This is a genomic window from Burkholderia pyrrocinia (assembly GCF_003330765.1).
GTDB classification, from domain to species: domain Bacteria; phylum Pseudomonadota; class Gammaproteobacteria; order Burkholderiales; family Burkholderiaceae; genus Burkholderia; species Burkholderia pyrrocinia_B.
Genome location: NZ_CP024903.1, coordinates 797,523 through 811,081 on the forward strand (window position 1 = coordinate 797,523; position 13,559 = coordinate 811,081).

Sequence of the window (13,559 nt, forward strand, 5' to 3'; positions counted from 1 at the left end):
CCGGCCGTCGGGTCGAACGTCAGCCGACGTTCAGCGGCGTGCCGATCGCGAGGCGGTCCGGATCGCCGGCGGCCGACGGGTTGAGCTGCAGGATTTCGTTCAGCGCGCGCGCATCCTGCTCGCCGCGCGTCATCGCCTGCTGGTCGGCGCGCGACACGTGCGCGGCGTCGAGCAGCGAACGGCGATGCTGGTCCGCGATTACCCAGAGCGAATCGCCGGCGACCACGATGTACGGCTGCGGCGAATTCGACGGCGAGCTTGACGGCGTGCCCGGTGCAGGTTGCGACTGCGTGGGCTGTGGCGACGCGGTGGTCGTCGGCGCGGCGCTCGGCGTCGCGCCTGGCAACACCGTCGGCGACGCGCCCGGCGCGAGATTCGACTGCGGTGGCGTATTGCCCGACGACCCGAACACCCAGTTGAACACCCCGCCGATCACCGGTGCGAGACCGAGGCCGATGATGAACTTGTAGCCGAACGCGGCGACCGGAACGATGACCAGCGCGGTCGGGATCTTCTTGACGAACGGCATCGCGTTCGGGAAGTGCGTATTGACACGCCCGGCGAGCAGCAGCGCGGCCGACGTGCCGGTCGCGATCGCGAGATCGTATTGGCCCTGGCCCAGTTGCGCCGCGGTGGAGAAGCCGCCGAGCGCGACCGACGCGAAGTCGCCGGTCGAATCGAGCAGGCGCACGGTGCGGCTGCGCTTGTCCGGGTTCACGCGATGCGCGCTGATCGCATAGGAGAGCCCGGCGTAGGCGGTGCCCAGTACGCCGCTGGCAATGCCGGCCGACCCGGCAGCGATGTCGAACAGGCCATGCGCGTCGAGCACCTTGCCGAGGCCGCTTGCGAACGTCGCGGCCGACGCGACCGTGACGCCGGCCCGTCCCGCGATCCCGAACATCCGGCGCGGATTGCCCGAATGAAGCTGCTGCAGCGATGTCCCGCCGACCACGCCCTGCATCTGCGAGAGCACGTCGGCGCCGAGCGTCTTGATGTTGGCCGTGGCGTCCTCGAAGCTCATCAGCCCGAGCTGGTGCAGCGCGACGTACTGCGCGGCCATCGCGCGGGCCTCGTTCGACGCCGCCCCGAGCTGGGTCAGCCGGTGCGCGCCGTACTCGTGCGCGCCGGCCCGGAGCTGTTTCGCGAGCGTCACCTCGAGGCGCGTGAGCACAGCCTGCGCGGCATCCGGGTTGCCGGATTGCAGGCTGCGGATCGCGCCCTGGTGCATGACCTGGAACACGCGCCCGAGACGCGACGCGAGGAGGAACGACGAGGTCGCGTTGCTCATCGCGCTCTTGTCGAGCCAGTGGGTCCAGAACGTGTCGACGAACACGAGCGAGCTCGCGCCCGCGACGATCGCGGTGGACGTGATCGATTTCGCGAAGTCGAGCGGCCGGGACGACGGCCGGTGCACGCGCAATGCCTTCAGTTGCGCGGACGCCGGGTCCATCGTGGGGGCGCCGGTCTCGTCCGGTTGCGCGACAGCCTTGCGATTTGCGCCGATCGGATGCGATCCGTCGTTCTGCAGCGCTTTCTGGCGGGTGACCGACTGCCAGTACGTGCGGCTGTCGGAGGCATTCCACGGGGCGACGAGCTGGCGCTCGGGCACGCCGCTGCCGACGCGGTCGAGCCATTCCAGGCTGACGGTGCGTGCCTGTTTCTCGGTCTTGCCGGACGGCGGATTGTCCGGGTGGTCCCACGCCGTCTTCACGGCGTCGATCGTCGCGCGGCGTGCCTGATTCAGCAGCGCCGACGTGTTGCCTTCGTACAGGTCGCCGCGCAGCTTCGCGAGCTGCGCGTCCGACAGGCCTTTCGCTTTGCCGATGCGCGCGATTTCGGCGAACAGGATCTGCTGCTGGTTCGCGAACGTGTCGGTGCTCAGCGGATCGTAGACGCGCGTGAGCGCATCGCCGCCGTGCAGCCGGGCGAGCTTGCTGGGGGCATCGGGCGTGGCGAGCGCCTCGAGCGCGTAGTCGACGATCTTCGCTGCCAGCGCGCGCGTGAGGTCCGGATTCGCGACGAAATCGGCGCCGTGCGTGCCCCACGACAGGCCGACATGGAGCCCGTCGAGCGGTTCGCGATCGAGGATGGCTTCCAGCAGCTTCACGTGCCCGTCGCCCGGGACCGGTTCGAGCGCGGCGTCCCAGCCGTGGAAGGTGAGCATCACGAGCGGCGTCGGCTCGCCGGCATGGTCGCGCATCCACGACTCGATGGATTCGCCCACACGCCGGATTTCCGCGTAGCTGTTGTTGGTGCCGGCCATCGCATGACCGTCCTCGAGCGATACGAGCGGCCGCGACGGCGCGGTTTCGAGCCGCAGCAGGAAACCGTATTGCGATGCCGCGGTGAGCCACTTGTGCAGGTGCGCGAGATCGTCGAGCTCGAGCGTGTGCTGCGTGCCGTCCGGATTCGTGCGCGTGATCGCCGCGGTGTTCTCGTCGAAGCGGGCGTCTTTCGGCGAACCGAAATCGTTCGCGCGCTGAATGAACCCCGGGTCCTGCTTGCCGCCGCCAGCCGCCGCGAGCGTATACGGATCGACCGCGATCGTGACGGCCGGCATCGCGCCGCCGAACCGCTTGACGTAGCGTGCCATCCGCGCCGGATCGTCGCGCAGCGAGAACGAGCGCGACATCGGCGCGAGGCGGTCCCGGATTTCGGCCGGCAGGTCGAGGAACGCCTTGATCATCTTCCGGTCGGCGACGCGTGCGGCGTTGGTGCGCTTCGCGAGACGTTGCGCCACGCGCACCGGCCGGTAGCGGCTGCCTTCCGGATGCGCGAGCACGCCGCGCGGATGGAGGCTCGACGGCTCGCGCCACATGCCCAGTGTCTTGAAGATCGACTTCCACATCGGCGCATCGGCCATGATCGTCTGCGGCTCGTCGCCCAGCTTCAGGCCGCCCGCGTCGGCTTGCCCCTTGCGCGCCGCGTGGGCCTTGAGGTGCTCGACGGTCGACGCGAAATCGGCAGCCTTCGCCTTCCCGTAGCGCGTGACCGTTTCGATGATCGTGCTCGACGACAGGCCCGGCTGGAACGGCGCGAGCGCGAGCGGCTTCGCCGCCGGCACGGCCGGTCGGTTCGCCGCCTGCACGGCCTTCTGCCGGCCCTTCTTGCCCTTGCCTCGCGCCGCCTTCGCGGGCTTCGCGCGTTGCGGCACGGCGGCCGAAGCCGGTTGCGCCGCCTCCCGCGTGGCGGCCGCGCGCGGCGCGAAGGCGTCGGGCGCGAGCGTGGACAACAGGAAGTGCTGGTCCGCGCCGTACGGGCCGCGGCCGATCGTCGTCTGGTCGAGCGGCCGGCCGTTGTCGGTATTGCCGAGCTGATCCGCTTCGTCGTACCACATGGTCTTGCCCTTGGCCACTTTGATGATGCCGACGGGCGAGCCTTGCAGTGCGTCGGTGACCGGGCCCTCGTGCCGGTACGCGTACACGTAGTGCCCGTCAGGAACGTCGCCCATCTCGAGCGCGCGCATCAGGCGCGGCGCGTGCGTGCCGTTGAAGCCGACGACTGCGTCGCCGTTCTCCGGCAGCAGGTTCGGCACGCGCGACGGGGAGGGGGCCTGCGCGATTTCGCGGGTCTTGCGCCGCACCGCGGGGCTGAACTTCGCGAGCCCGCGCTGCACGTAGGGGCCCGGTTTCGGCAGCGGCTTTTTCTCGTCGCCGAGCGCGCGGCGCAATTCGGCCGGGGCGAAGCCGCCGTAGCCTTCGACCACGTCGTGCGGGATGTCGGATACGACGAACCGGACGCCGCGCCGTCCGCTTGAGAGCGAGTGCGCGCGGCGACGGAACGCGGCGCCGAGTTCGCGCGGTTCGATCGTCGCGTCGCCGAGCGACGTCGATTCATGGTAGGTCCACTGGTGCGCGGCGTCGCGGGTCGCGTAGCCGAGCACCTTGCCGGTCTTGTGCTCGATCGCATAGAGCGTCGTGGTGCCGCCGGCGTGCGTGCGCGCCGCCTTTTCGGCCTGCTTCGGCCGACGGAAGCGCGGCGCGTCGGCGAGCGACTGCACCTTGGCGACGACGTCCGCGCCGGGGCCTGTCGCGGACGGTTCGGCTTCCCAGACGCGGCCGTCGCTGTGCGCCTGGATGCGCGCCGCGCCGCCGAATTCGCGCAGTTCGGCGAGCGGCACCGGCGACACGTAGAAATCGAACTCCGCGCGTACGTCGATGGCGTCGTTCTTCAGCGCGCGATTGACCTTCTGCGGCATCGGCGCATGCGGATCGGCCGAGGTTCTGTCGACGAATGCGCCACTGTCGTCGGTCCGCATGCTCGCGACGAACGTCGGCTGCGGATGCGATGCGTCGAACGCGGCGGCCGGGCGAGGCACGTGCGTCGCGATCAGCACGTGCGCATTGGTGCCGAGCGCGGCCCTCATCTGTTCGTGATCGCGCAGTTGCGCGCCGTCGACGCGGACCAGATCGCGCTTGCCGTGCGCGGCGAGATGATCGAGCGCGTGCTCGCGCTGCTCGCGCGAGACGGCCGGCGTCGCGGGATGCGCGGGCACCGGCGCGTTCGACGGCGGTTGCGACGCGGGCGCCGGCATCTCGCGCGGCATGCCGTTCGCTTGTACGGCTGCGGCCTGGCCGGCGTAGTAGTCGCGATAGGTTGCATGGCCCGGCACCGACGGCGTGGCGTCGCCGAACGCGGCCGCGAGCCGGCGCAGGCCCGCTTCGTCGCCGGGCATCACGTGGTCGGCCTCGCGCGCGATCGCGTCGGGCAGGTGCGCGTCCTTCGCAATGTCGACGCCCGTGCCGTCGAGAATCTCGTGGCGTACCGCGAACGCGTTCGCCTGCGCGCGCGCCTCGGCCATCAGCGCGCTGTCGGCCAGCGCGTCCGGCGATGCGGGGTCGAGCGCGAGTTGCCGCGTGATCGTTTCGACCGCGTGCTGCGCTTCGTGCGCGAGCGTATAGACGAGCGTGCCCGTGCCGCGCAATTGCCCGTCGAGCACGATCCGCTGTTTCGCCGTGTCGATCCGGCTGCCGCGTCCGGGTTTGCCGAGCACGATTTTCCAGCCGGCCGCCTGCGCAAGCGCGACCTGCCCGCTGAGGCGGTTCGAGCGGTCGACGAGCGCATAGGCTTCCTTTGGCAGCGGCGCGCCGCCGAACAGCATCCGGATCCGCGTGATCACGGACGGCTTCTGCACGAAGGCGTCGGGCGGCAGGTGCTCGGTCACTTCCGGGTGCGCGAGCTCGATCGCGCCGCGCGCGATGCCGTCCTCGAGCACGACGCGCAGCGCGCGGATGTCGCGCACGATGCCGTCGACGTTCAGCCGCGGCGCATCGGCCATGATGGACGACGGGTCGCTCAGGTAGAAGTTGCCACGCGCGTCGAACACGCCTTCGAAATCGTAGTAGAGGCCGTGCCGTTCGGTGATCTCGCTCGCGCGATCGAGTTGTGCAAACGCGTCGCGCGTGACCCGCTCCGGCAGCACGCCGGCGGTCACGTCGTGGCTGCTGAGCGACGCGAACGGCTCGTACATCACGGCCACGCGGTCGAACGCCGCGAACGGGCCGCCGATCGTGAGCGTCTTCAGCCCGTGCGCGCGCAGCGTGGCGAGGCCTTCCTGCTCCTGCCGGATCGAATCGATGTGACCGACGATCGCGCGGTTGTCGGTGCCGAGATAGATCCCGATCGCGTTGCGGCGGCCGAGTTCGAACACGGTCTTTTCGATGCCTGCGCCGGTCGCCGCGCCGGTGACACGCTCGACGGGCAGGCGTGCGGCCGGGTCGCCGCCCGCATGGATGCCGTTGCCGTCCACGGCGAGCGGGCCGAGATCGGGCCGCTCGTGCGGCGCCGGATCGTAGCGCAGCCAGGCGCGGGTGGGGCTCAGCGCGGCTTCGGGGCCGAAGCCGACGGCGATCGTCGGCGGCACGTGCACGGGCCGTTGCCACACGTTCGAGAGCCACGCGCCCGCGTCGCGGCCATTGCGTGCGGCGAGGATGATCGCGGCGCCCGGGAAGCCGAGCACGGAGCGGTGCGCGAGCGTGAACTCGACCGGCGACCACGGGCGGCCGTCGGCATCGACGAGGCGGCCCTGCACGTCGGTCGTTCCGCGCACGATCACGATGCCGGCTTCGCGATCGTACGACAGCCCGTCCGAATGCAGCAGGCGCAGGTCGTCCACGCCGGCAACGCCGCGCCCGTCGAACGGCGAGGCCTTGACGGGCCGCGTGCGCGACCAGGCCGTCTCGGCGGCGAGCGAAGCGGCCGCATCGTGTTCGGGGGCGGGCATCGTCGTGCGCCCGGGTTGCGCGGCCAGCGCCTGCCGGCGGTACAGCTCGCCGTAGCTGATGCCGCCGCCGAGCGAGGTTGGCGCGTGTTCGAACGCGTCGGCGAGGCGCGCGATCGACGCGGCATCGCCGGGTCGTGCGCGGCCGTATTCGTTTGCGATCGCATCGGGCAGCGCGACGTAGCGGCCGATATCGACGCCGGCGTTCGCGCGGATCTCGTCGCGGATCGCGAACGCGTTTGCCTGCGCGCGGGCTTCGGCCAGCAGCGCGGAGCGGACATAGCGTTGCGTTGACCCGTAGTCGAGCCCGAGCGTGCCGGTCGCAGCCTCGACCGCATGACGCGCTTCGTGCGCGAGCACATAGACCATCGATCCGGTCGAGCGCAGGCCGCCGTCGATCGTGATGCGGCGCCGCTGCGTGTCGATCTTGCTGCCGTCGCCGGGCTTGCCGCGCACGACTTTCCAGCCTCCGTCGCGAGCGAGCCGCAGCTGCTGCGACAGCATGCTCGATGCGTCGATCAGGCGATAGGCATCCTTTGGCAACGGTGCGCCGCCGAAGCGCATCCGCACGCGCGTGATGACCGACGGCTTCTGCACGAACGCGTCGGGTGCGGGCGTCTCCGCGAGCTGCGGATGCGCGAGTTCGATCTTGCCGCGCTCGAGGCCGCTCGTCAGCGCGCGCTCGATCAGCGCGAGCCGCTGCAGCGCGGTGAAGTGCTCGCCCGCACCCATGCCGATCGGGCCGGGGTCGCTCAGCAGGAAATCGCCGTCGCGCGTGAACATCCCCTGCAGGTCGAAGCCGATGCCCGTGCTTTCGACGACGGCGCGAATCTGCCGGATGTGCTCGAGCGCCGCCCGCGATACCACGCGCGGCAGCGCCCCCGTCTCGAAGCTGAAGCTGTGGAACACGGCGAGCGGCCGGTACAGCACCGCGACGCGGTTGAGCGCGGAGAACGGGCCGCTCATCGTCAGGGTTTTCAGGCCGTACGCGGCGAGATCGTCGAGCGCGATGCTTTCGTCGATCGCCGCATCGATCTGGCGGGATTCCGACGTATGCGGGCCGGTGTCGTAGACCGCGAGCGCCGCGTCGTGACCGAGCGCGAACACGGTTTTCTCACCGCCCGAGCCGAGCAGCTCGCCGACATGACGGTCGACGTCGATGCGCTCGGACGGACGGCCTTCGACGTGCACGCCTTCGGCGTCGGCCGTCAGCGGGCCGAGATCGTGCGGCGCCGCGGGCGCCGGGTCGAAGCGGCGGAACACGCCGGTGTCGAGCAGCGCTGCACGTTCGCCGACCGCGCGGGCGGGCGGCGCATACACCGGCCGCTGCCACAGGTTCGCGAGCTGCGCGGCGGCGGCTTCGCCGCCATGTTTAGCGGACAGCACGATCGAATAACCGTCGTGGATCAGGAACGCGGGCGCCTGGTCGAGCGCATATTCGTGCACGCCGGCCGGCTGGCCGCCGGCGAGCAGCGTGCCGTCCGGCAGCGTGTCCGCGTGCAGCATCATCACGCCTGCGTCCTGCATCACCGTGAAATGGCGGCTGCGGGCCGCCTGCAACTCGGACACGGTGGGTACCGGCCCTTCGCCGAACGGCGACGCGAATTCGGCATGCGCGCGGCTCCACGCGACGCGCTCGTCGAAACTGCGCACGCCGCGCGGCGCGTCGCCGGCCTCGTGCGTCTGCGGCGCGGGCATCCGGCGCGGAATACCGCCGCGGCGCTTCTGGTTCGCCCACACGTCGTGATAGAAGTCGCGGTAAGTCTCGCCGTCGCGGCCCGATACGGGCGCGTCGGCGAATGCGTCGACGAGCCGGCCGACCGTGCCCGCATAGTCGTGCGACGGCGCGCGCCACGCGTTGCCTTCGTGCTCGATCGCATCGGGCAGCCGCACGTGCGCGGCGATGTCGCCGCCGCCCGCGAGCTGGATCTCGTAGCGTGCCTCGAACGCGTTGATCTGCGCGCGCGCCTCGGCCTCGAGCGCCTTGCGCGTGAAGCGGCTGCGGTTGCCGTAGTCGAGATTGAGCACGCCGGCCATCGCCTCGACCGCATGCCGTGCTTCGTGCGCGAGCGTGTACGCGATGCTGCCCGGATGCTGGAGGCCGCCGTCGATCGTCACGCGGCGCTTGCGCGGATCGATGCGGCTGCCGCCGCCGCGCTTGCCAAGCGTCACGCGCCAGCCGGCATCCTGCAGCATGCGCAACTGCGTCGCGAGCGTACCCGACTGCATCGCCAGCGCCTGCGCGGCTTCCGGCAGCGCCGCGCCGCCGAAGCGCATCTGCATCCGCGTGATCCAGCCCGGGTTCGACGCGGCATGGTCGGGCGGCGGGGTTTCCGTCGTTTCCGGATGCGCGGCGGCGAGCCCGGTGTCGTCGTTCGCGGCGGCCGGCCGTTCGCCGGCCGCGCTCTTGCGTGCGGTCGTGCCGTCGGCGGTTTCGTCGGCCGCCTTGCCGGTGGTTTTGTCGGTGCCCGTGTCGCGCTGCGCCGCGCGTTCGGCGGCGGCCGGGCGCTCCGGCTTGACGAGCACGAGCACGCGATTCGGTGCGCTGAATACGCCGTCGAGCGCGCTGACGGGTTCGGCCGTCGCGGCGGGGCGCGGCATGGCCGGTTCGTTCGCGCCGCGCTTGCCGGCGAGCACGATCACCGTGTCGTCGGCGGCAGCCGGGCGGGGGCGCGCCGGCGACGCTTCCTCGGCTGCGGCAGCGCCCGGCAAGCCGGCTTCGGCCGCCGCGGCTTCCGGCGCGGGATCGAAGCGGAGCACGCGTGCGTCCGCGCGCAGTTGACCGTCGGCGCCGAACGCGTCGGGGGCCGCCGCGTAGACGGGTTTCTGCCAGCGGTTCGCGAGTTCGGGTGCAAGCGCCGCGTCATGCTCGCCCGCGACGACGATCACGGGCTCGTCGAGATCCTGCGGGCGCAGCGCGGACGGCCGTGCGCCGGGGGCGTCCGGCGTCGCGCCGTTGCGTACGACATAGACCGTGCGGTCGCCGACCTCCAGCGGTTCGGCGCTCGGCCCGCGCGGCACCGCGATGCCGGCCGGATCGCGCGTGGCCGGCCGCGTGGCGGGCGCTTCATCCGTCAGGTCGACGACCTTCGCACTGACGCGCGGCGGCGTGCCGTCCGTCTTCGTGCGCGCGGCGGCGCCGGCCGGCTCCTCGATGTCGACGGGCCGCGCGCGCAGTGCCTGCGCATCCGCGCTGCGCCGGTCGCTGTGCGCGGTCGCCGTGCGGTCCGCGTCGGTTTCGTCGCGCTGCTGATCGACGCGTGCGCGCTCCTGGCTGGTGCGCTGCGTGCTGCGGGCGTTGGTCGCGGTGCTTGCCGTTTCACCCTCGGCGGCCGTTTGCGCGAGGCTGCGCGGCGCCTGCGCTTCGCCGGCGTTGGCCTGCCGGATCGCTTCGCCCGTTTGTGCGATCGCGTGATCCAGGAGGTCGAGCCGTGTCTTCGCGACGATGTTCGACGTCGTGCTCATTGCGCCGTCCGGGCCGAACGACAGGCGCTCGCCGGTACCCGTCACGTCGTCGACGCGCGTGCCATTGGTCCATTCCTTCGGCGATGCCGACACGACGGACAGCGTGCCGTCCTCGCCGAGCACCACCGATTCTCCGGGCGGCATCCGCTTGCTCGATGCCTTGTCGAGCACGCGGATCGGCTTGTTGTCGTAAGTCAGGATCTTGTCGCCGGCCATCAGCATGCCGTCGGGCGAGACCTTCACGGCTTCGCCGTCGAGCGTCGCGCGGGTGCGGCCGTACGCAAGCGACGACGTGTCACCCTTGTTCAGGATCTGGCCGAGCATCTTGCTGTCGACGGTGACGGTGTCGCCGCCGGTCGTCCGGATCGGCACCGGCCGGCCCGAGCGGATGCGCTGCGACGTGACCGCGCGCTCCTTGAGGCCGCCCGCGGCCATCAGGGCGACATTGGTGAGCCCGGACTTGAGTGCCTCGCCGGCCGCTTTCGTGTTGCCCGTGAAATAGTCGACGCCGGCTTCGCCGAACGCCTCGACCGCGCCGCCGACGCCGGTGACGATCGCGGTCGCCTTCGCGCCCGTGGTGAGCAGCGACGCGACTTTCGGCGTGCGCGTGAGCGCCGTCACGGCGCGCGTGAACAGCTTGCTGCCGGCGAGCTTCGCGGCGCCCGCCGCGCCCATCGGCACGAGATTGATGAAGTCGGCGCGCGCGCCCGCGTCGGTGAACGGGTTGATGCTGCGGCCGTGTTCGACGCGCGTCGCGATGTCGAGCCCCGCGCTCGTCATCGACGCGCCGATCGCGGTGTACATCATCCCCGCGCCGAGCACGTTCAGCGGTACGCCGATGATCGCGCCGATGCCGGTGCCGTCGAGCAGTCCGCCGATGCCTTCGATCGCCATCCCGCCGACCATCATGCCGATGTTCAGGCCGGTGCTCGTCAGCGTGCCGAGGAAGCTGTCGAAGCCGCTTTCGTGGTGCGCGGCCTTCGACACGAGCTGCAGCGTGCCGTCCGCGTTGTGACCGGTCGCGATGTCGACGGTGCCGTCCGACGACAGCTCGTTGTTGTCGATGTAATCGTTGATGTCGTCGTACGTGCTGCCGGTCTCGTCGACGTATTGCATGCCGTCCTTGCCGGTGACCTTGAAGATCGCGCTCGTCGTCATGCCGGCGTCCTTCGCCGCATACACCATCGGCAGCACGCTGACCTGCGTGTTCGCGCCGCCGCCGACCGACAGCAGTTTGTCGCGCACGCTGTTGATCGTCGACAGCTTGTCCTTGTCGGTGAAGCGCGCGACGTCGTCGCTGGTGGGCGATACGGGGCCCGACCCGTCGCTCGCCGATGCATCGTTCTGCACGTCGGGCTGCATGCCGAGCGCGACGCCGATCAGGTTGCGCTGCTCGTTGTCGGTCAGTTTGCCGAATGCGATCGTGCCGCCGTTCTGCGTGCTCGCGCTCGCCGCGTCGAGCAGCGAATTCGACAGCTCGCCGCGATGTGCCTCGTAGAAGTCGTGCAGCGCCTTCTTGTAGTCGTTCCCGGCGTCCGAATCGGGCGCCGCGTAGCGCAGCCGTTCGTCGAGCCCCGCGTCGAACTGGTCCATCAGCACCTGCTGGTGCGACGTCTCGCTCAGCAACTGCAGGCGCTGCACCGCGTTGTCCGCCTGCGTGACGGCTGCCTTCGCCTTGTCGAGCTGATCCTGGTACAGGTTCGGCCGCGGCATCGACGGCGCCGGGATCATGTCGTCGCCCGCCACAAAGCGGAAGCGCACGGGAGGCGGATTCGCGGCAGCCCAGTCGTCGTACTGCTTCTGTACCGACGCGAGCGTGCTCTTCGCCTGCGTCTGCTGCGAGCGCGCCTGCGAGAGTGCCGCGTTGGTCGCGCGCTCGTTGACCGAATCCGACAGCCGGCTGTCGGCCGCGCGGATCGCGCCGGCGACGATCTGCAGGCGCTTCGCGTCAAGCATCGTCGGGCCCGTCGGCGCGGCCGGCGTGCCCGACGATTGCGGCAGCACGAACTGATCGGTGAGCGACGGCGGCAATCCGCCATTCGCGGTCGACAGCGAAAGCGCGGGAAACGGCGACGGCGACGACGTCGGCAGCGTCGGTGCACCGGTGGGCGCGGCGGTCGCGGCGGTCGACAGCGACGACGCGGGCAGGGGCGGCAAGCCGTTCGCGGTCGACAGCGATGGCGACAGGAGCGGCGGCTGGACCGTCGGCTTCGTGAACACCGATCGCGCGTTCACCTGCGCCTGGACTTGCGACGCCTGGTCGTCGTACTGCTGCGCGAGCGTTGCGCCGTAGGTGGCGACGAAGCCGTCGTGCGCGATGCCTGCCTGCTGCTGCGCCTGCGACAGTTTCGCGTACGCGTCGCCGAGATCGAGGTCGACCTGCGGATCCTTCAGCGTCGAAGTCGGGTTGGCCTTGTGCCAGTCGTCGGACGCCTGCTTCTTCTTCGTGTAGTCGGCCTGCAGCGTGTCGACCTGCTGCTGCGCGGACAGCATCTGCAGATAGCTGCCGCTCGTGTTCGCGGCCGTCTGCGCGCGGGCGAGCGCGGTCTTCGCGTCCGACACCGCATTCGGGACGACCACCGTCGGCCCCTCCTTGCCGCTGGTCGAATCGTATTGCTGCTGCGCATTCGTGAGCGTCAGGCTGTCGTTCGCGGCGCCGACCGCGGCATTCGCGTAGTTCGCGTCCTTCGCGGCCGACGTGACGGCCTGCTGCGCGGCGTCCTGCGAAGCGGGCGCGTCGGGCATCGTGACCTGCAGCTCCAGCGGCTGGAGCGCGTCGTTCAGCCGGCCGACGCCCGCGTCGAGCGCGCCCTTGTAGTCCGGATCGGCGAGATACGACTGGAACTGCGTGTACGCGAGGTTCGAATTCGCGACGTCCGCGTAGTACTTCGACGCGCCGACGGCGGCCGTCGCACTGGCGGTCTGCCAGTCGTCGTAGAGCCGGATCTGCAGCGGGTTCTTGCAGTCGCTCGCCTGCGGCACCCAGTTCGGATCGTTTGCATGATCGGGAAACGCGGCCAGCAGCGTCTTGAACTGCTGGTCGGCGGCGTGCTGCGCATTGCCCGGGTCGGTCACCTTGCCGGAGTCGTCGACCTGCATCCCGGCCGGCATGTCGGCGTTGGCCTGTTCGCCGTACAGGATCATGTAGCCCGCGTCGGTCGTGACGTTCAGGTCGCGCTGCGCGCTATCGGCGGCGGTGCGCGCCTTCGCATAGGCATCCTGCGCAGTCTTGCGGTCGTCGGGCGTCGATTCGGGATCGCGGTTCACGAGCCGCAGCACGCTCTGCGCACCCTGCAGCGATTGCGACGCGTTGTCGTATTGCGTCTGCGCGTCCTGGATCGCCTTCTGCACGGCGCGCGTCTTGTCGTTCTCGACCGTGATGTCGGGCGGCGGCGCCGTGTACTGCGCGGCCATGCTCTGGACCAGCGACGTTGCAGACGCGATCTCGGCGTTGGTCGGCTTCGACGGATCGGTGGACGGCGTGGCCGTCACGGGAATCGGCGGCGACACGGTCGGGTTCGCGGGGCCGGCCGACGGATCGTTCTGCTTCGGCGGGGGCGGCGGCGGTGGCGCGACGACCGGGTTCAGCGTTTCCGACAGGAAGCGCTGCCAGTTGACGCCCAGTCCCAATCCGTCGATCGACAGCATGCTCGTCTCCCTTGAATCGCGCGATGCGCGCAACACGCAACGCACGGCGCCGTGCGCGCCGCGACGCGATCCGACGAGTGTAGGGACACGGGTTGCGGCCGGATCGCCGCTGTTTCGTAGCGCGGCGGCGCGGCCGGCGCGCGAGCGCGCCACACGCTACGAGATGCGCGCGGCCACGTGGCGGCCGGGCGCCGCGTAGCGCACCAGCGACGTTCGCGCCCCTGAA

The 13,559-nt window shown here is 70.7% G+C and carries 1 protein-coding gene; it reads right to left on the reverse strand.

Features of this window, described 5'->3' with window-relative positions; all coding sequences use genetic code 11:
* Positions 1-19: 19 nt before the first annotated feature.
* The gene (locus CUJ89_RS21060) at positions 20-13,333 is read right to left on the reverse strand and encodes an LWXIA domain-containing protein (protein WP_114179402.1); all 13,314 of its coding nucleotides are present in this window, start codon (positions 13,331-13,333) and stop codon (positions 20-22) included.
* Positions 13,334-13,559: the final 226 nt, after the last annotated feature.

Excerpts from the sequence above, each read along its gene's own strand:
- CUJ89_RS21060 (WP_114179402.1), bottom strand. The coding sequence starts at position 13,333 with ATGCTGTCGATCGACGGATTGGGACTGGGCGTCAACTGGCAGCGCTTC.